This is a genomic window from Pseudomonas sp. TSO6, assembly GCF_056098905.1.
In genome coordinates this window covers 119,010-137,528 of record NZ_JBLZWV010000069.1, presented here as the reverse complement: position 1 = coordinate 137,528, position 18,519 = coordinate 119,010, and the positions used below count along the sequence as shown (strand labels likewise).

The 18,519-nt window shown below is 63.5% G+C and carries 16 protein-coding genes; 10 read left to right on the top strand and 6 right to left on the bottom strand.

Annotated elements, in window-relative coordinates; genetic code table 11:
* Nucleotides 1-107: 107 nt before the first annotated feature.
* Complete coding sequence (gene metK / locus ACN6NG_RS27505) at nucleotides 108-1,298, bottom strand: methionine adenosyltransferase (RefSeq protein WP_043198231.1); 1,191 nt, start codon at nucleotides 1,296-1,298, stop codon at nucleotides 108-110.
* An 18-nt stretch (nucleotides 1,299-1,316) separates the two neighbouring features.
* The gene (locus ACN6NG_RS27500) at nucleotides 1,317-2,309 is read right to left on the bottom strand and encodes an ArsR/SmtB family transcription factor (RefSeq protein ID WP_353456412.1); all 993 of its coding nucleotides are present in this window, start codon (nucleotides 2,307-2,309) and stop codon (nucleotides 1,317-1,319) included.
* A 227-nt stretch (nucleotides 2,310-2,536) separates the two neighbouring features.
* On the opposite strand from ACN6NG_RS27500, the gene tkt reads away from it, so the two are divergent.
* From tkt to ACN6NG_RS27455, 9 genes are all read left to right on the top strand, one after another.
* On the top strand, nucleotides 2,537-4,534 hold the full coding sequence (gene tkt, locus ACN6NG_RS27495) for a transketolase (protein ID WP_016501947.1): 1,998 nt from the start codon (nucleotides 2,537-2,539) through the stop codon (nucleotides 4,532-4,534).
* Nucleotides 4,535-4,684: 150 nt separating this feature from the next.
* Nucleotides 4,685-5,746, top strand: a complete 1,062-nt coding sequence (gene epd / locus ACN6NG_RS27490) for an erythrose-4-phosphate dehydrogenase (RefSeq protein WP_043198225.1) — start codon at nucleotides 4,685-4,687, stop codon at nucleotides 5,744-5,746.
* Nucleotides 5,747-5,758: 12 nt separating this feature from the next.
* Complete coding sequence (locus ACN6NG_RS27485) at nucleotides 5,759-6,922, top strand: phosphoglycerate kinase (RefSeq protein WP_016501945.1); 1,164 nt, start codon at nucleotides 5,759-5,761, stop codon at nucleotides 6,920-6,922.
* Nucleotides 6,922-7,173 carry a hypothetical protein gene (locus tag ACN6NG_RS27480; protein ID WP_016489511.1) on the top strand — a complete coding sequence of 84 codons (252 nt, stop codon included), beginning with the start codon at nucleotides 6,922-6,924 and terminating at the stop codon, nucleotides 7,171-7,173. The genes ACN6NG_RS27485 and ACN6NG_RS27480 overlap by 1 nt, the downstream gene beginning before the upstream one ends.
* 160 nt (nucleotides 7,174-7,333) lie before the next feature.
* Complete coding sequence (locus ACN6NG_RS27475; protein WP_474317178.1) at nucleotides 7,334-7,663, top strand: MliC family protein; 330 nt, start codon at nucleotides 7,334-7,336, stop codon at nucleotides 7,661-7,663.
* Between the two features lie 100 nt (nucleotides 7,664-7,763).
* Nucleotides 7,764-8,828 carry a class II fructose-bisphosphate aldolase gene (gene fba, locus ACN6NG_RS27470; RefSeq protein ID WP_016501943.1) on the top strand — a complete coding sequence of 355 codons (1,065 nt, stop codon included), beginning with the start codon at nucleotides 7,764-7,766 and terminating at the stop codon, nucleotides 8,826-8,828.
* 215 nt (nucleotides 8,829-9,043) lie between these two features.
* Complete coding sequence (locus tag ACN6NG_RS27465) at nucleotides 9,044-11,176, top strand: putative bifunctional diguanylate cyclase/phosphodiesterase (RefSeq protein WP_474317173.1); 2,133 nt, start codon at nucleotides 9,044-9,046, stop codon at nucleotides 11,174-11,176.
* A gap of 39 nt (nucleotides 11,177-11,215) precedes the next feature.
* On the top strand, nucleotides 11,216-11,716 hold the full coding sequence (locus tag ACN6NG_RS27460; RefSeq protein ID WP_016501941.1) for a M48 metallopeptidase family protein: 501 nt from the start codon (nucleotides 11,216-11,218) through the stop codon (nucleotides 11,714-11,716).
* Nucleotides 11,717-11,728: 12 nt separating this feature from the next.
* On the top strand, nucleotides 11,729-12,025 hold the full coding sequence (locus ACN6NG_RS27455) for a winged helix-turn-helix domain-containing protein (RefSeq protein ID WP_003249396.1): 297 nt from the start codon (nucleotides 11,729-11,731) through the stop codon (nucleotides 12,023-12,025).
* 80 nt (nucleotides 12,026-12,105) lie between these two features.
* Here ACN6NG_RS27455 and ACN6NG_RS27450 read toward each other — a convergent pair whose 3' ends face one another.
* Nucleotides 12,106-12,558 (bottom strand): GNAT family N-acetyltransferase, encoded by a 453-nt coding sequence (locus ACN6NG_RS27450; protein WP_063423370.1) that lies wholly within the window; start codon nucleotides 12,556-12,558, stop codon nucleotides 12,106-12,108.
* Nucleotides 12,559-12,713: 155 nt separating this feature from the next.
* Between ACN6NG_RS27450 and ACN6NG_RS27445 the strand changes: the two genes are divergently transcribed.
* Entirely contained in the window at nucleotides 12,714-13,451 is a 738-nt protein-coding gene (locus tag ACN6NG_RS27445) for a substrate-binding periplasmic protein (protein ID WP_063423371.1), read from the top strand.
* Between the two features lie 67 nt (nucleotides 13,452-13,518).
* On the opposite strand, the gene yccS is transcribed toward ACN6NG_RS27445, so the two are convergent.
* The 3 genes from yccS to dbpA form a co-directional block, all read right to left on the bottom strand.
* Nucleotides 13,519-15,702 carry a YccS family putative transporter gene (yccS, locus tag ACN6NG_RS27440; protein WP_016501938.1) on the bottom strand — a complete coding sequence of 728 codons (2,184 nt, stop codon included), beginning with the start codon at nucleotides 15,700-15,702 and terminating at the stop codon, nucleotides 13,519-13,521.
* 83 nt (nucleotides 15,703-15,785) lie between these two features.
* Nucleotides 15,786-16,967 carry a BaiN/RdsA family NAD(P)/FAD-dependent oxidoreductase gene (locus tag ACN6NG_RS27435; protein ID WP_016489502.1) on the bottom strand — a complete coding sequence of 394 codons (1,182 nt, stop codon included), beginning with the start codon at nucleotides 16,965-16,967 and terminating at the stop codon, nucleotides 15,786-15,788.
* 147 nt (nucleotides 16,968-17,114) lie between these two features.
* Complete coding sequence (gene dbpA / locus ACN6NG_RS27430) at nucleotides 17,115-18,452, bottom strand: ATP-dependent RNA helicase DbpA (RefSeq protein WP_231995348.1); 1,338 nt, start codon at nucleotides 18,450-18,452, stop codon at nucleotides 17,115-17,117.
* Nucleotides 18,453-18,519: the final 67 nt, after the last annotated feature.

Sequence of the window (18,519 nt, the reverse complement as noted above, 5' to 3'; positions counted from 1 at the left end):
TAGGCAGGTTTGCAGGCGCTTGCCGCCGCGCGATTGTCAGCCGATATGTCACAAAAAAGCCCCTGCCGATCGCTCGGCAGGGGCTTTCGTCTGGCGCTGTAGGAAACTTACAGGCCGGCAGCGTCACGCAGCGACTGGGCGCGGTCGGTACGCTCCCAGGTGAAGGTGGTGAAGGTGTCGTCGCCGACAGTCTTCTGCTGCGGCTCGCGGCCGAAGTGGCCGTAGGCAGCGGTTTCCTGGTACATCGGGTGCAGCAGGTCGAGCATGGTGGTGATGGCGTACGGACGCAGGTCGAAGCACTCACGCACCAGCTGGATGATCTTGTCGTCGGAGACCTTGCCGGTGCCGAAGGTGTTGATCGAGATGGAGGTCGGCTGGGCCACGCCAATGGCGTACGACACCTGGATCTCGCAGCGCTCGGCCAGGCCAGCGGCAACGATGTTCTTGGCTACGTAGCGGCCGGCGTAGGCAGCGGAACGGTCGACCTTGGACGGGTCCTTGCCGGAGAACGCGCCACCACCGTGGCGGGCCATGCCGCCGTAGGAGTCGACGATGATCTTGCGGCCGGTCAGGCCACAGTCACCCACCGGGCCACCGATGATGAAGTTGCCGGTCGGGTTGATGTGGTACTGGGTGCCCTTGTGCAGCAGCTCGGCAGGCAGGGTGTGCTTGACGATCAGCTCCATCACGGCTTCTTGCAGGTCTTTCTGCGACACTTCCGGGTTGTGCTGGGTCGACAGCACCACGGCGTCGATACCGACTACCTTGCCGTTTTCGTAGCGGCAGGTGACCTGCGACTTCGCATCCGGGCGCAGCCACGGCAGCAGGCCGGACTTGCGCGCTTCGGCCTGGCGCTCGACCAGACGGTGCGAGAAGCAGATCGGTGCAGGCATCAGCACTTCGGTTTCGTTGCTGGCATAGCCGAACATCAGGCCCTGGTCACCGGCGCCCTGGTCTTCTGGCTTGGAGCGGTCCACGCCCTGGGCGATGTCCACCGACTGCTTGCCGATGATGTTCATCACGGCGCAGGTGGCGCCGTCGAAGCCGACGTCGGAGCTGTTGTAGCCGATGTCGATGATGACCTTGCGCACCAGGTCTTCCAGGTCGACCCAGGCCGAGGTGCTGACTTCGCCGGCGATGATGGCGACACCGGTCTTGACCAGGGTTTCGCACGCTACGCGGGCGTATTTGTCCTGAGCGATGATGGCATCAAGGACGGCGTCCGAAATCTGGTCGGCGATCTTGTCCGGATGCCCTTCGGACACGGACTCGGAGGTGAAAAGGGAGTATTCGCTCATCTCGAAGGTTCCTGAAATTTACCGATGGTGTATGTCGCCAGCCGTCCGCTGGAAATGGCGGACCTGGATCTGGAAACCGTTACGCAAGCCCACGTACAGGCTGTCCCCATGGGCCAGCCCGGCAGCGTTGGCCCAGCGGGCCAGGTCGTCCTGTTCAAAGCCAAGCCACAGGTCGCCGCAGGCGACCCGCGCCCACCCCTGGTCATGGCTGCACAATTCGGTGACCAGCAGGCTACCGCCTGCCTTCACCCGTTTGGCCAGCTGGCGCAAGGCCAGGGCCGGGTCGCTGAAATGGTGCAGCACCATGTTCAGCACAACGCAGTCGGCGGACACATCCGTTGCACCTAGTGCATCGGCCAACTGCAGGTGCACGTTGTCGAGCCCCTCGCGCTGGCATACTTGGCGCGCCAGTTCGAGCATGGTCGGGCTGTTGTCCAGGGCGGTCACCTGGGCGAAGCGCCGGGCCAGGTCGGGGAGGAAGCCGCCGTCACCGGGGCCGACCTCCAGGGCGCTGGCGGCCGGGTCGAAATGCAGTTTGTCGAGTAGCGCAAGCAGGCTTTCGCGGTACTGCGGCAGGCCGGCGATCAGGTCTTGCTGGGCGCGAAACTTTTCTTCAACGCGCAGGAAGAAGTCCTGGCTGGTGGCCGCACGGCGCTGCTGCACCTGGGCGATCCGCGCCTGCACATCGGGCGGCAGGACCAGGTCGTCGACTTCATCGAGCAGCGCCGCATGCAGCCGGCCGCCCAGGCGCAGGCCGTCGGGCAGGGCACGGCGATAGAAGATGGCGTTACCTTCGCGGCGGGTTGCCACCAGCTCGGCCTGGGCCAGCACCTTCAGGTGGTGGCTCATGCCCGACTGGCCGATGTCGAAGATCTGCGCCAGCTCCAGCACGCCGAACGAATCGTTGGCCAGTGCGCGCAAAACATTCAGGCGCAGCGCGTCGCCACTGGCTTTGCACAGGGCGGCCAATGCTTCGCGTTGCTCGGGAATCGATTGCGCACGGAGGTTCATGGGGCGGCAGTCTAGACAGGCATCGATGCCCTAGCAAGGCCAATATCAAAAAGTTTTGATATTGGGTGATGGGCGGGGCGGTTAACCCGGTTTTGCCCCGAATTGAATGCCAATCACAGGAAAATCCCCCGACTGCGACCATACGTCATTGCCCCGAGCCCCCCCAGTGGGCGAAAATGGCCGCCTTTTTCGTAACACTACCTATTCAAGCCCCCAGGAGATCAGCGATGCCCAGCCGTCGTGAACGTGCCAACGCCATTCGTGCACTCAGCATGGATGCCGTGCAAAAGGCCAACAGCGGCCACCCAGGTGCCCCCATGGGCATGGCGGATATCGCCGAAGTGCTTTGGCGCGACTATCTGAAGCACAACCCGAGCAATCCGAGTTTCGCCGACCGTGACCGCTTCGTGCTGTCCAACGGCCACGGCTCGATGCTGATCTACTCGCTGCTGCACCTGACCGGCTACGACGTCACCATCGATGACCTCAAATCGTTCCGCCAGCTGCACAGCCGTACCCCGGGCCACCCGGAGTTCGGCTACACCCCGGGTGTGGAGACCACCACCGGCCCGCTGGGCCAAGGCCTGGCCAACGCCGTGGGCTTCGCCCTGGCCGAGAAGGTACTGGGCGCCCAGTTCAACCGTGAAGGCCACAACGTCGTCGACCACAACACCTACGTGTTCCTGGGCGACGGCTGCATGATGGAAGGCATCTCCCACGAAGTCGCCTCGCTGGCCGGCACCCTGGGCCTGAACAAGCTGGTTGCCTTCTATGACGACAACGGCATCTCCATCGACGGTGAAGTGGAAGGCTGGTTCACTGACGACACGCCGAAGCGTTTCGAGTCCTACAACTGGCTGGTGATCCGCAACGTCAATGGCCACGACGCCGACGAGATCCGTACCGCCATCGACACCGCCCGCAAGAGCGATCGCCCGACCCTGATCTGCTGCAAGACCATCATCGGTTTCGGTTCGCCGAACAAGCAGGGCAAGGAAGACTGCCACGGTGCTCCGCTGGGCAACGACGAAATCGCCCTGGCGCGCAAGGAACTGAACTGGAACCACGGTCCGTTCGAAGTACCTGCCGACATCTACGCCGAGTGGGATGCCAAGGACGCTGGCGCCAAGGTCGAAGCCGAGTGGAACAAGCGCTTCGACGCCTACGCCGCTGCCTTCCCTGAGCTGGCAGGCGAACTCAAGCGCCGCCTGAGCGGTGAGCTGCCAGCCGACTTCGCGGAAAAAGCCGCTGCCTATATTGCTGAAGTCGCGGCCAAGGGCGAGACCATTGCCAGCCGCAAGGCCAGCCAGAACACCCTGAACGCTTTCGGCCCGCTGCTGCCGGAACTGCTGGGCGGCTCGGCCGACCTGGCTGGCTCCAACCTGACCCTGTGGAAAGGTTGCAAGGGCGTCAGCCATGAAGATGCCAATGGCAACTACATGTACTACGGCGTGCGCGAGTTCGGCATGACCGCCATCATGAACGGCGTTGCCCTGCACGGTGGCCTGGTGCCTTACGGTGCGACCTTCCTGATGTTCATGGAATACGCCCGCAACGCCGTGCGCATGTCTGCCCTGATGAAGCAGCGTGTGATCCACGTCTACACCCACGACTCCATTGGCCTGGGCGAAGACGGCCCGACTCACCAGCCGATCGAGCAGCTGGCCAGCCTGCGCAGCACGCCGAACCTGGACACCTGGCGCCCAGCTGACGCCGTTGAGTCGGCGGTTTCCTGGAAGCACGCCCTGGAGCGCAAGGATGGCCCTTCGGCGCTGATCTTCTCGCGTCAGAACCTGCAGCACCAGGACCGCGACGCCCAGCAGATCGCTGACATCGCCCGTGGCGGTTACGTGCTGAAAGACTGTGCTGGCGAGCCTGAGCTGATCCTGATCGCTACCGGTTCCGAAGTGGGCCTTGCCGTTCAGGCGTTCGACAAACTGACCGAGCAAGGCCGCAAGGTGCGCGTGGTGTCGATGCCAAGCACCAGTGTGTTCGACGCCCAGGACGCTGCCTACAAGCAGTCCGTGCTGCCGTTGGAAGTGGGGGCGCGCATCGCCATCGAAGCCGCCCATGCCGACTTCTGGTACAAGTACGTCGGCCTGGAAGGTCGTATCATTGGCATGACCACCTACGGTGAGTCGGCCCCGGCCTCTGCACTGTTCGAAGAATTCGGTTTCACCCTGGAGAACATCCTGGGCACTGCCGAAGAGCTGCTGGAAGACTGATACAAGGAAGGCGAGGGCCTTTGGCCCTCGTTCGCGGCACAAGGCCGCTCCTACAGGGTATTGCATACGCCGTCCCCTGTAGGAGCGGCCTTGTGCCGCGAATGGGCCGCGCAGCGGCCCCGTTCAACTGCCGGAGTTCAAGAGCTACCTATGCCCCACCTGCGTCCCTACAAAGTTGCACTCAACGGTTATGGCCGCATCGGCCGCTGTGTCCTGCGCGCGCTGTTCGAGCGGGGGGCGAAGGCCGGTTTCGAGATCGTCGCGCTGAACGACCTGGCCGACCAGGCCAGCCTGGAATACCTGACACGCTTCGACTCCACCCACGGGCGTTTCCCCGGCGAGGTGAAAGTTGACGGCGACTGTCTGCATATCAATGGCGACTGCGTGAAGGTAATGCGCAGTGCCACCCCCGAAGGCATCGACTGGGCCTCGCTGGGTATCGACCTGGTACTGGAGTGCTCGGGTGCCTATAACACCCGTGCCGATGGCCAGCGTTTCCTCGACGCCGGCGCGCCACGTGTGCTGTTCTCGCAGCCCATGGCCAGCGAGGCCGACGTTGACGCCACGGTGGTCTACGGTATCAATCAGGCCTGCCTGACCGGCAGCGAACGCCTGGTGTCCAATGCCTCGTGTACCACCAACTGCGGCGTGCCGCTGCTACGTGTGCTGGACCAGGCGTTCGGCATCGAGTACGTGCAGATCACCACCATCCACTCGGCAATGAACGACCAGCCGGTGATCGACGCCTACCACCACGAAGACCTGCGCCGCACGCGTTCGGCCTTCCAGTCGGTGATCCCGGTGTCCACTGGTCTGGCACGTGGCATCGAACGCCTGCTCCCGGAACTTGCCGGGCGAATCCAGGCCAAAGCGGTACGTGTACCGACCGTCAACGTCTCGTGCCTGGACATCACCCTGCAGACCGCCCGCGACACCAGTGCGGCCGAGGTCAACCGGGTGCTGCGCGAGGCCGCGCTGGAAGGCCCGCTGAAAGGCTTGCTGGCCTACACCGAGCTGCCGCACGCCAGCTGTGATTTCAACCATGACCCGCATTCGGCGATTGTCGATGCCAGCCAGACCCGCGTTTCCGGCCCCCGCCTGGTGAACCTGCTGGCCTGGTTCGACAACGAATGGGGTTTTGCCAACCGTATGCTCGACGTTGCCGAACACTTTCTGCACGTCGTTCACCCAACCCGCAACAAACAGCCCTGAAGGACTGCATTCATGACCGTGTTGAAGATGACCGACCTCGACCTGCAAGGTAAGCGCGTACTGATCCGCGAAGACCTCAACGTGCCTGTGAAGGACGGTGTGGTAACCAGCGACGCGCGTATCCTGGCAGCGCTGCCGACCATCAAGCTGGCCCTGGAGAAGGGCGCGGCGGTAATGGTCTGCTCGCACCTGGGCCGCCCGACCGAAGGTGAATTCTCTGCCGAGAACAGCCTCAAGCCGGTTGCCGACTACCTGAGCAAGGCCCTTGGCCGTGACGTGCCACTGGTTGCCGACTACCTGGACGGTGTCGCGGTACAGGCCGGTGAGCTGGTGCTGTTCGAGAACGTGCGCTTCAACAAGGGCGAGAAAAAGAACGCCGACGAGCTGGCGCAGAAGTACGCTGCCCTGTGTGACGTGTTCGTCATGGACGCCTTCGGCACCGCCCACCGCGCCGAAGGTTCCACTCACGGTGTAGCCAAGTTTGCCAAAGTCGCTGCTGCAGGCCCGCTGCTGGCTGCTGAACTGGACGCCCTGGGCAAGGCCCTGAAGGCCCCGGCCAAGCCAATGGCAGCCATCGTTGCCGGTTCCAAGGTATCGACCAAGCTGGACGTACTGAATAGCCTGAGCTCGGTCTGCGACCAACTGATCGTTGGTGGCGGGATTGCCAACACCTTCCTGGCCGCTGCTGGCCACCCGGTTGGCAAGTCCCTGTACGAGCCTGACCTGGTCGACACCGCCAAGGCCATCGCCGCCAAGGTCAGCGTGCCGCTGCCCGTCGACGTGGTGGTTGCCAAGGAGTTCGCCGAGAGCGCCGAAGCTACCGTCAAGGCCATCGCCGACGTTGCTGCCGACGACATGATCCTGGACATCGGCCCGCAAACTGCAGCCAACTTCGCCGAGCTGCTGAAGTCGTCGAAGACCATCCTGTGGAACGGCCCGGTCGGCGTGTTCGAGTTCGACCAGTTCGGCAACGGCACCAAGGTGCTGGCAAAAGCCATTGCCGAGAGCGCAGCGTTCTCCATCGCCGGTGGCGGTGACACCCTGGCAGCCATCGACAAATATGGCGTCAGCGAGCAAATCTCCTACATTTCTACCGGTGGTGGTGCTTTCCTCGAGTTCGTCGAGGGCAAGGTCCTGCCAGCGGTGGCAATCCTGGAAGAGCGGGCCAAGGCCTGATGACGTCGGCGCTTGGCAAAGGGAGTGGCCTGATGGTCAAGCAATTGCCTGTGATGATGCTGGCTGGCCTGCTGAGCGCCTGCTCTGGCAGCCCGGCCTCGGATGGCGACCCGGCGCATCCGCCCAAGGGTGGTTGCTACCAGTCCGAGTGGCAGGCCGAAACCGTGCCGGTCATCAGCAAGCGCGTGGGCCCGGAAGGCCTGGAAAAGTACGACGAAGACCACCAGCGCAAGGCGCCGGGTTGCCCTTGATCGGGTGATAGGCAACCTGAAGGTTGATTTGTGGTCTTGGAGAAGGGGCCGCTGTGCGGCCCTTCGCGGGCTTGCCCGCTCCCACAGGTACAGTGCGGTCTCTGTGGGAGCGGGCAAGCCCGCGAAGGGCTGCACGGCAGCCCCAAATCGAGGAAACTGAATGAAAGCGCTTTTGGCCGTAACGGCCCTGGCGACACTGGCAGGATGCTCACTGCTGCAGCCGGCGCAACCCGCCCCGGCAGACAACTGGACCCGTTGGGTCTGCGACACCCAGGCCGAAGTGCTGTGGCGCTTCGCCGATGCACGGCGCGACCAGGTCGACGTACGCCTTGGCGGCGGTGACCAGGTCTACCGGCTCAAGTCCGAGCCGGGTGCTTCGGGTGCGCTGTACAGCGATGGCATGCTGGCCTTCCACACCAAGGGCGAAGAAGGCCTGGTGTATTGGGTGGCAACCAACGACCTGATTGGGCGGGGCTGCAAGGCACCGTGACTGGCCGGGCCGCGTGAATGGCCCACACTACTTGAACAGCAACCGCCCCTGCGGCAGGCTTGCACGAAACAAACGACGCTTGTCGGGAGAGAGATACACAATGGCACTCATTAGCATGCGCCAGATGCTGGACCACGCCGCCGAGTTCGGTTACGGCGTACCAGCTTTCAACGTCAACAACCTTGAGCAGATGCGCGCCATCATGGAAGCGGCTGACAAGACCGACTCCCCGGTGATCGTCCAGGCCTCGGCCGGCGCCCGCAAATACGCCGGTGCCCCGTTCCTGCGTCACCTGATCCTGGCTGCGATCGAAGAATTCCCGCACATCCCGGTGTGCATGCACCAGGACCACGGCACCAGCCCTGACGTCTGCCAGCGCTCCATCCAGCTGGGCTTCAGCTCGGTGATGATGGACGGTTCGCTGGGCGAAGACGGCAAGACCCCGACCGACTACGAGTACAACGTCCGCGTTACTCAGCAGACCGTTGCCATGGCGCACGCCTGCGGCGTTTCGGTAGAAGGCGAGCTGGGCTGCCTGGGTTCGCTGGAAACCGGCATGGCCGGTGAAGAAGACGGCATCGGCGCCGAAGGCGTGCTGGACCACAGCCAGATGCTGACCGATCCGGAAGAAGCGGCCGACTTCGTCAAGAAGACCCAGGTCGACGCCCTGGCGATCGCCATCGGTACCAGCCACGGTGCCTACAAGTTCACCAAGCCACCTACCGGTGACGTGCTGGCCATCGACCGCATCAAGGAAATCCACAAGCGCATCCCCAACACCCACCTGGTGATGCACGGTTCTTCCTCGGTACCGCAAGAGTGGCTGGCGATCATCAACCAGTACGGCGGCGACATCAAGGAAACCTACGGTGTACCGGTCGAAGAGATCGTTGAAGGCATCAAGCACGGCGTGCGCAAGGTCAACATCGACACCGACCTGCGTCTGGCTTCCACCGGTGCAATGCGTCGCTTGATGGCGCAGAACCCGAGCGAGTTCGACCCACGCAAGTTCTTCGGTGAAACCGTCAAAGCCATGCGTGACGTGTGCATCGCCCGTTACGAAGCCTTCGGCACTGCCGGTAATGCCTCGAAGATCAAGCCGATCTCCCTGGAAGGCATGTACCAGCGCTACCTGAAAGGTGAGCTGGCCGCCAAGGTCAACTGATCGACTGGCAGCAGTGAAAAAAACCCGCAGCGATGCGGGTTTTTTTATGGCCGACAAAAAGCCGGAACATAATTCCGGCAGACCGACCGTTAGTCGGCTACCGTACAGTTGAACCGCTGATAGCGTTCTGATTGCATTGCGTGTTACCACCTCAGGTCTAGAGTACTAATGGATCCAACCGTATTTTGAAGTCGGTCACATAATCGAGAAGCAGCATGGATGGCGCTCAAGCTCAAGTTCAACCCCAGCCACTGGATGGCAGCTCGGTTCTACTGGTGGTAGATGACTACCCGGAGAACCTCATCAGCATGCGGGCGTTGCTGGCCCGGCAGGATTGGCAAGTGTTGACGGCAAGCTCGGGGACGGAAGCCTTGAGTGCGTTGCTCGAACACGATGTCGACCTGGTCTTGCTGGATGTACAGATGCCGGAGATGGATGGTTTCGAAGTCGCCCGGCTGATGCGTGGCAGCCAGCGCACCCGGCTGACACCGATCATATTCCTTACCGCCAACGAACAGTCCGAAGCCGCCGTGCTCAAAGGGTACGCCAGCGGCGCTGTGGACTACATGTTCAAACCGTTCGACCCGCAAATTCTCAAGCCCAAGGTCCAGGCCTTGCTCGACCAGCAACGCAACCGGCGCATGCTGCAGCGCCTGACGCGCGAGCTGGAAGCGGCCAGGGCGTTCAATGCGTCGATCCTGGAGAATGCCGCCGAAGGCATCCTGGTGGTGGATGCCCAGGGCATCATCAGTTTTGCCAACCCGGCCATTTCACGCTTGCTGTCTGCCCCGATGCAGCAACTGCAGGGCGTGCACCTGCTCGACCTGGTACAACTGGCCAGTGCCAGCCTGTGGGGTGATTCTGACTTCTACCAGGCCTACCTGGGGCGGCGTATCTTCCGGGTGCATGATGCCCAGCTGCGTACCCCCGGCGGCGAACTGGTGCCGGTGGCATTGTCCTGCGCCCCGCTGCCGGCTGACCAGCAGGCCATGGTGGTCACCGTGCTGGACATGTCGGTGGTGCGCAACCTGCACCAGCAGCTGGAATACCAAGCCGTGACCGACCCGCTCACCGGCCTGCTCAACCGCCGCGGTTTCTACCAGGCTGCCGAAGGTGCGCTGCTGCGCAACGAGCGCTCGGACAAGGCGCAGGCATTGATGTACATGGACCTGGATGGCTTCAAGCGCATCAACGACTCGTTGGGCCACGACACCGGTGACCGTGTACTGCGCTGGGTGGGCGAGCAACTCAAGGATTGCCTGGGCAGCGAGGCCTTGCTGGCACGCATGGGCGGTGACGAATTCACAGCGCTTTTCGACAGCCTGCCGTATCCCGAACAGGCCGGGCGCTATGCCGAGCAGTTGCTTGAGCGTATTTCGATCAGCCACCAGATCGAAGGGCTTGATGTATGCCTTGGGGTCAGCATCGGCATCGCCACCTACCCGGACTGCGGGGCCAATGTGGAAGGCTTGCTGCGCGCAGCCGATGCGGCGATGTACGCCGCCAAGCAGGCCGGGCGCCAGCAGTACCGTTTCTACGACCAGGAGCTCAACGGCCGGGCGCGTTCGCGGCTGATGCTGGAAGACAGTGTACGCGCCGCCATCGAGCAGCAGGACTTCACCTTGGTGTACCAGCCGCAGGTGTCCTTCATTGATGGCCGACTGCGTGGCTTCGAGGCCTTGTTGCGCTGGCAGCACCCCAGCGTCGGCGACGTGCCGCCGGGGCTGTTCATTCCATTGCTGGAAGAAGCCCGCCTGATCAACCGCCTGGCCAGCTGGATCTACCGCCACGGGGCCGCCCAGCGCCAGGCCTGGTACGACCGGTTTCCCGCCGACCTTGTGCTTGGCATCAGCCTGAGCCGCGCGCAGTTTGTCATGCCCGGCCTGGTCGAGGAGTTGCAGCGGGTGATCCAGCTTTACCAGCTGGACCCGGCGCAGCTGGAGGTGGAAGTCGCGGAAACTTCGCTGATGTACAACATCGATGCGGCGGTCAAACAGATACACCGCTTGCGCGAGCTGGGGGTGCGGGTGGCTCTGGACGATTTTGGCGCCGGCGACTGCTCGTTGCGCATGCTGCGTGACTTGCCGATCGACACCTTGAAGCTCGACCGCCACCTGGTGGCGCGCGTGCCCGATTCGGCAGTGGATGCTGCCCTGGTCCGCAGCGTCATCGGCCTGTGCGCCGACTACGGCATCACATTGATCGCCGAGGGTGTGGAAACCCCGGCCCAGGCGGCTTGGCTGAAGGCCAATGGTTGCGAGTACGTGCAGGGCTTCCTGGTGGCGTACCCGATGACCGCGGCGGATGCCAGCGGCTTCCCGGCGATTTTCTCCTGGCCTGGGCCATGATTGGCTAGAATCGGCATTCGTTACGCCGAATGCAGCGCCATGACCGTATTACGTTACTTGCAAGCCTACCCCCCGCACCTGCAACAGCAGGTGCGGCAGATGATCGACAGCGACCGCCTGGGCGAATACCTGCAGCGCCGCTACCCCGACCGCCATGACGTGCAAAGCGACAAGGCGCTGTACAGCTATGCCCAGGACCTGCGCCAGCAATACCTGCGCAGTGCGCCGAACCTGGACAAGGTGCTGTTCGACAACCGTCTCGACCTGACCCATCGGGCCCTGGGCCTGAACACGGCGGTGTCGCGGGTGCAGGGCGGCAAGCTCAAGGCGAAGAAGGAAATCCGCATTGCCTCGCTGTTCAAGGAGGCTGCGCCGCAGTTCTTGCGCATGATCGTGGTGCACGAACTGGCGCACCTGCGCGAACGCGACCATAACAAGGCGTTCTACCAGCTCTGCCAGCATATGGAGCCGGACTACCACCAACTGGAATTCGACCTGCGCGTCTACCTGACCTATAGGGAGCTGCCGGGCAACTGTTAAGGACTACGCAGCATGGAAGTGAGCAAGACCAAGAGCAGCTTCTACCGTCGCCTGTATGTCGCCTGGCTGATCGACAGCCAGACCGCGACCAGCGTGCCCGCCCTGATGGAGGCCACCGGCATGCCGCGGCGCACGGCTCAGGACACCATCGCTGCCCTGGCCGACCTGGACATCGTCTGCGAGTTCGAACAGCAGGAAGGCGCACGCAACCACGCCGGGCATTACCGCATTCATGACTGGGGGGCGATCGACAAGCAGTGGATCATCCGCCATCTGCGGCAGATCCGCGAAGTGCTGGGTTACCCCTGAAGCATTTGGGGCTCAGGCCTGTGGGTAACCTGCGGGAGCTGGCTTGCCGGCGAAAGGGGTGCAAAGCACCCCCGGCAATATCAGCCTTTGCGCATCCCGATGTGCGGGATGTCATCTTCAAGATGTTCCTCGCCCACCACCGCAAACCCATGGCGGGCATAAACCCCCTGCAAATGCGCCTGCGCCGACAGGTAAACCGGTACTCCCGGCCAGCAATGCTCCGCTGCCTCAAGCCCCTTGAGCAGCAAGTGTTCTTCAAGCGCCAATTCGCGCGCTTCAGGTGATGTCACCATCCGCCCGATTACCACGTCCCCGCCTTGGGACTGCGGATCGAGCAGGCGCAGGTAGGCCACCAGCTGGTCATCCTGCCAGGCCATGAGGTGCAGGGTATCGTCAGTCAGATCCTGGCCATCGACGTCCTGATAGGCGTAGCGCTGCTCGACCACCAGCACTTGCATGCGCAATTGCAGAATTGCGTAGAGCTGGTCCTTGCCGAGGTCGGTGTGGTGCTTGCAGATCCAGTCGACGGACATTGGCGCGAACTCCTTGAGTGGGCCTTCGATCATCGCATGGTGTACGGCCTTCGGCCAAAATAGAGGCTAAATGACACTATTGGCCGCTGCCCTTGGTAACAGCTTTGTGTAATCTCTTCGGCAGTGTGTGCCCACCATTGCGAAAGGACTTGAGCATGCGGCCACTGCTTTGTGTTCTGGGATTATTGGCAATGCTGGTGGCCACGGCCGCCCCGGGTCACGACAAGCTACGCCTGGTGGCTGACAACTGGCCGCCGTTCACGGATGCCAACATGCCGGGCGGCGGCCTGGCGACCAGCATCGTCACCACGGCGCTGGCCCGTGCCGGCTACAGCAGCAGCTATGAAGAAGCGCCCTGGGCGCGGGCGCTGCTGGGGGTAGGTGAAGGGCGCTACGACATACTGATCAATGCCTGGTACAACGACTCGCGCACCAACATCGGGCAGTTTTCCAGCGCCTACCTGACTAACCGCATTCGCCTGCTGCAACGCACGGGCGAAAATTTCCACTACAAAGGCCAGTCGGATTTGTACCCCTACAGCATCGCGGTGGTACGTGATTACGCCTATTCCCCGGAATTCGACGCCGATACCCGTCTGCACAAGGTGCCGGTGCGCAACTTTTCGTCGGCGGTACGCATGCTGGCGGCAGGGCGGGTGAACCTGGCGGTGGAAGACGAGTACGTGGCCCGCTACAACCTGCAGCGTGAGCCGCAGGAAGTGCGTGACGGGGTAATGCTGGTGGAGCCGCCGCTGGGGGAGAACACCCTGCATATCCTGGTGAGCCTGAAGCACCCGGAGCATAAGCGCATCGTCGAGCGTTTCGAGCAGGGCATTGCGGCGATGAAGGCCGATGGCAGCTATGACCGGCTGTTGCGCCAGCATGGCTTCTGATCTGAATCGCTGTGCTGGCCTCTTCGCGGGCTCGCCCGCGAAGAGGCCAGCACAGGCAACAAGGCAATCAGGCCGGAGCACCTTCCTTGATCAGGTGTGCCGCCAAGGTCCGCAACGGCCCCAACTGTCGGCAAATCAACGCCAACTGTGTCTGCACCAACCGCTGATGTTCATCCAGCTCTTCCGGCATCTGCTCCAGGGCATTGGCCAGCGCCTCTTCGGCATCGCTGTGAATCGCCACCGGTAGCCGTGCGGCCAGGCCGTTGGCAATCTCGTCCAGGCTGCTGGCCAGGCTTTGCCCGGCGCCCTCGATCAACTGCTCCTGCACCTCTGCCGGCAAGGCCGTGTCACGGTGCGCGCCCAGCCCCGAGAGGTAGCTCAGCAAGGTGTGCGACAGCACCAGGAAGCGGAAGCCGACGTCGGCTTCCTTACGGAAGTGCCCAGGCTCCATCAGCATGTTGGCCAAGGTCGTGGACAGCGCGGCGTCGGCGTTATGGGCATTGCGCCGGGCCAGGCGGTAGGCCAGGTCGTCGCGCTTGCCGTGGGCATACTGCTGCATGATCTGGCGCAGGTACACGCTGGCGCAGGCCAGGGTATTGGCCAGCGCCTTGTTCAGCCGTCGCCCTTGCCAGTCCGGCAGGAACAGGAACACCGCCAGGATGGCGATCAGGCTGCCCACCAGGGTATCGAACAGGCGCGGCAGGAACAGGCCGTAACCATCGCCGATCTGGTTGAAGCAGAACAGCACCATCAGCGTGATCGCAGCCGTGGCCAAGGTGTAGCGGGTGGTGCGATTGACGAAGAACACCACCCCGGCAACCACGGCGAACAGCGACTGGATGACCGGGTTGGGGAACAGGTCGAACAACGCCCAGCCCACTGTCAGGCCGACGGCGGTGCCGAAGATTCGCTGCACCAGCTTGCGCCGGGTTGCACCGTAGTTGGGCTGGCACACGAACAGCGTGGTGAGGATGATCCAGTAGCCCTGGGTCGGGTGGATCAGGTGCACCATGCCGTAGCCGATCGACAGTGCCAGCGGCAGGCGCAGGGCGTGACGGAACAACAGCGAAGTCGGCGTGAGCTGGGTGCGCAGGCGCTTCCACACGTCCTTCAGCGAGCGTGGCGAGCGGTCGAGCAAGCTGCTGTCGCTGGTATCGGCCAGGCTGTCCGGGTTGCTGGCGGCGCTTAGCAGGCGGTCCAGCGTTGCCAGGTTGGCGGCCAGTGCCCGCAGCGAGCGCAACAGGCTGCGCCAGGCCGGGTTGTTCTGGAGGCGCAGGTGCTCCAGCGAGGCGTTGAGGTCTTCGAGGGCTTCTGGGTAACCACTGGCCAGCACAAACGGCTGGCGCAGGCGGATCGAGCGGGCCAGCTCCTGGCAGGACGAGCCTTGTTTACGCAGCAGGCGCTGGCAGCGGAACATCACGTCGCTGTGGAAAAACGCTTCGGTCAGGCCGTTGTAGGGGTAGTGCGAGGCACTGACACGCTCGTGAATGTCCTGGGCCAGGAAGTACAGTTTGAGGTAGCGGCTGACCTTGGAATTGGGCTGGCTGTTGCCTACCCGGTGCAGGATGATCTCCTTGGCTGCGTTGAGCGCTGCCACCACCTTGCCGTTCTGCTGGGCCAGCTCCAGGCGCCGGGCCTCGACGTCGAGGGTGCGGATGGGCTCGAACAGGCTGGCCTTGAGCTTGAGGTAGCTGCCCAGTTCGAAGAACAGCTTGGCCAGGCTCTGTTGCACCGGCTGGTTGGAAAACAGCGCCTGCCACAGTACCGAAAGCAGCCCGTACCAGGCCGCACCGGCCACCAGTAACAGGGGCTCGTGCCAGAAGTCCGTCACTTGGCCACCGCGCTGGTCCACACCGATCATGGTGTAAACCGCCGTGATCAGTGTCGCCGAGGCAATCGCACCATAGCGCTCGCCCAAGGCGCCGAGCATGGTCAGGCCGAACGCCGCCAAAGCCAGGGCGATGGCGAATATCCAGGGGTAGGGGAACAGTAACTCGACCGCCAGTGCAGCGATGGCGAAACACACCAAGGTAACGGCGAGGGCGCTGAGGCGGCCCTGCCAGCTGTCGTCGGTCTCGGCCAGGGCGCTGGCGATGATGCCGAGGAACAGCGGAATCAGCAGGGCCATCTCGTTCTGGTACCAGCACAGGGCCAGGCTGCCGGTGAGGGCGATGGTGACCCGGATGCTGTAGCTGAACTTGTCTTGGCCCCACAGGCGACGCAGTGACTGACGGAACGAGCTCGATGACATGATGGCCTGCTAGGCAGTGAGCGAAGAATGCATTGCAGCACGGGCCAGCAAGAAGCGTTCCGTGCTGCTGAATGGATTCTACTCTACACGAACTGCGCTGCGGCGTTGGCTGATGCCCAGGCCCACTGGAAGTTGAAACCGCCCAGGTGGCCAGTGACATCCAGCACTTCCCCGATGAAGTAAAGCCCGGGGCTTTTCAGCGATTCCATGGTCTTGGACGACACTTCACGGGTATCCACGCCGCCCAAGGTCACTTCGGCGGTGCGGTAGCCTTCGGTGCCGGCCGGCACCACTTGCCAGTTCGCCAGTTTTTCGGCGATTTGCGCCAGTTCCGCCGGGGTGTACTGCTTCATCGGCCTGGACTCGAACCATTGCTCGGCCAGCAGGTTGGCCAGCTTGCGGGTGAATACCTCACCCAGCACGGTCTTCAGTTCGGCGTTGGCACGTTCGGCCTGCATCTGTTGCAGCCAGGTGAGCGCATCGCGGTCCGGCAGCAGGTTGATTTCGACCGTGTCACCGGCTTCCCAGAACGACGAAATCTGCAGGATCGCCGGGCCGCTCAGCCCGCGGTGGGTGAACAGCAGGTTCTCGCGGAAGCTGGTGCCGTTGCAGCTGGCGGTGCAGTCCAGCGAGGTACCGGACAACTCGGTGCACAGTGCCTTGAGCTGGGGCTCGGTGATGGTGAACGGCACCAGCCCGGCGCGGGTTGGCAGCAGGGTGTGGCCAAACTGGCGCGCCACCTGGTAGCCGAAGCCGGTGGCGCCCAGGGTCGGGATCGACAGGCCGCCGGTGGCGATCACCAGCGACTGGCAGGCGAACTGGCCGCCGCTGGTCTGCAGCAGGTAGCCGCTTTCGGTCTTCTCGATGTGTTCGATGCTGGTGTGCATGCGGATCTCGGCGCCGGCCTCGTCGCATTCGGCCAGCAGCATGTCGAGGATGTCGCTGGCCTTGTTGTCGCAGAACAGCTGGCCGAGCTTCTTCTCGTGGTACGCCACGCCGTGCTTGCACACCAGCTCGATGAAGTCCCACTGGGTATAGCGGGCCAGGGCCGACTTGCAGAAGTGCGCATTGTGCGACAGGAAGTTGGCGGGCTCGGTGTACATGTTGGTGAAGTTGCAGCGCCCGCCGCCGGACATGAGGATTTTCTTGCCCGGCTTGTTGGCGTGGTCGAGCAGCAGCACCCGGCGGCCACGGCGGGCGCTGAGCTGGGCGCACATCAGGCCGGCGGCGCCGGCGCCGAGGATGATCACGTCGGTGGAGTGCACGGTGTTACCTCATGGGTAGTTTGGGGCCGCTGTGCGGCCCATCGCCGGCAAGCCAGCTCCCACAGGCCCTGCACAAGCCTGAGGCCTGTGGTGATCCTGTGGGAGCTGGCTTGCCGGCGATGGGCTGCACAGCAGCCCCAAAAAATGTCAGAGAATGCGGACTTTCAGGGCGCGGCCCTTGATCTTGCCGCTGTTCAGCCGCTGCATGGCCTGCTTGGCGAGCGCGCGCTCCACGGCAACAAACGCCTGGAAGTCGAAGATGGCGATCTTGCCCACCTGCTTGCCGGGGATACCGGCATCACCGGTCAGTGCCCCCAGGATGTCACCAGGGCGCAGTTTGTCCTTGCGGCCTGCGGCAATGCACAGCGTGGTCATCACCGGCAGCAGCGGTTCACCGCCCTTGTTCTTCAAGCTGTCCAGCGAGTCCCAGCGCAGCGGGCTTTTCTGCAGGTCTTCGATGGCCTGGGCGCGGTGGCCTTCTGCCGGTGCCACCAGGCTTACCGCCACACCTTTCTCGCCGGCACGGCCAGTACGGCCCACGCGGTGCACGTGGATTTCCGCATCACGCGCGAGCTCCACGTTGATGACCATGTCCAGGCCATCGATATCCAGGCCGCGCGCGGCCACGTCGGTGGCCACCAGCACCGAGCTGCTGCGGTTGGCGAACATGGCCAGTACCTGGTCACGGTCGCGCTGCTCCAGGTCACCGTGCAGGGCCTGGGCGACGATGCCCTTGGCCGTCAGGTGGGCAACCACGTCCTCGCACTGCTGCTTGGTGAAGCAGAACGCCACGCAGGATTGCGGGCGGTAGTGGCCGAGCACACGGGTGACGGCTTCAAGGCGGTGCTGTGGGTCGATCTCGATGAAGCTCTGTTCGATCTGGTTGTCGGTGTGAAGGCTCTCGACCTTGACCTGCTGCGGGTTGCGCATGAAGTCGGCGGCCAGCTGCTTGATGCCGGACGGGTAGGTGGCCGAGAACAGCAGGGTCTGGCGGCGCGATGGGGTCTTGCCGATGATGCTGGCGATGGCGTCGAAGAAACCCATGTCGAGCATGCGGTCGGCTTCGTCCAGCACCAGCGTGTTCAGGCCGTCGAGCACCAGGGTGCCTTTGTCCAGGTGCTGCTGGATGCGCCCCGGGGTACCGACGATGATGTGCGCACCGTGCTCCAGCGAAGCGATCTGCGGGCCCAGCGAAACGCCACCGCACAGGGTGAGGATCTTGATGTTGTCCTCGGCGCGGGCCAGGCGGCGCAGCTCTTTGGCCACCTGGTCGGCGAGCTCGCGGGTTGGGCACAGCACCAGCGCCTGGCAGCCGAAGTAGCGCGGGTTGATCGGGTTCAGCAGGCCGATGCCGAAGGCGGCGGTCTTGCCGCTGCCGGTCTTGGCCTGGGCGATCAGGTCTTGGCCCTTGAGGATGACGGGCAGGCTCTGGGCCTGGATCGGCGTCATCGAGGCATAGCCGAGGGCGTCCAGGTTCGCCAGCATGGCGGCGGACAACGGCAAAGTGGCAAAGGCGGTGGATTCGGTGGTCACGAGGCGGGCCTGCGTTGCG

Excerpts from the sequence above, each read along its gene's own strand:
- metK (WP_043198231.1), bottom strand. The coding sequence starts at position 1,298 with ATGAGCGAATACTCCCTTTTCACCTCCGAGTCCGTGTCCGAAGGGCAT.
- ACN6NG_RS27500 (WP_353456412.1), bottom strand. The coding sequence starts at position 2,309 with ATGAACCTCCGTGCGCAATCGATTCCCGAGCAACGCGAAGCATTGGCC.
- tkt (WP_016501947.1), top strand. The coding sequence starts at position 2,537 with ATGCCCAGCCGTCGTGAACGTGCCAACGCCATTCGTGCACTCAGCATG.
- epd (WP_043198225.1), top strand. The coding sequence starts at position 4,685 with ATGCCCCACCTGCGTCCCTACAAAGTTGCACTCAACGGTTATGGCCGC.
- ACN6NG_RS27485 (WP_016501945.1), top strand. The coding sequence starts at position 5,759 with ATGACCGTGTTGAAGATGACCGACCTCGACCTGCAAGGTAAGCGCGTA.
- ACN6NG_RS27480 (WP_016489511.1), top strand. The coding sequence starts at position 6,922 with ATGACGTCGGCGCTTGGCAAAGGGAGTGGCCTGATGGTCAAGCAATTG.
- ACN6NG_RS27475 (WP_474317178.1), top strand. The coding sequence starts at position 7,334 with ATGAAAGCGCTTTTGGCCGTAACGGCCCTGGCGACACTGGCAGGATGC.
- fba (WP_016501943.1), top strand. The coding sequence starts at position 7,764 with ATGGCACTCATTAGCATGCGCCAGATGCTGGACCACGCCGCCGAGTTC.
- ACN6NG_RS27465 (WP_474317173.1), top strand. The coding sequence starts at position 9,044 with ATGGATGGCGCTCAAGCTCAAGTTCAACCCCAGCCACTGGATGGCAGC.
- ACN6NG_RS27460 (WP_016501941.1), top strand. The coding sequence starts at position 11,216 with ATGACCGTATTACGTTACTTGCAAGCCTACCCCCCGCACCTGCAACAG.
- ACN6NG_RS27455 (WP_003249396.1), top strand. The coding sequence starts at position 11,729 with ATGGAAGTGAGCAAGACCAAGAGCAGCTTCTACCGTCGCCTGTATGTC.
- ACN6NG_RS27450 (WP_063423370.1), bottom strand. The coding sequence starts at position 12,558 with ATGTCCGTCGACTGGATCTGCAAGCACCACACCGACCTCGGCAAGGAC.
- ACN6NG_RS27445 (WP_063423371.1), top strand. The coding sequence starts at position 12,714 with ATGCGGCCACTGCTTTGTGTTCTGGGATTATTGGCAATGCTGGTGGCC.
- yccS (WP_016501938.1), bottom strand. The coding sequence starts at position 15,702 with ATGTCATCGAGCTCGTTCCGTCAGTCACTGCGTCGCCTGTGGGGCCAA.
- dbpA (WP_231995348.1), bottom strand. The coding sequence starts at position 18,452 with ATGCTGGCGAACCTGGACGCCCTCGGCTATGCCTCGATGACGCCGATC.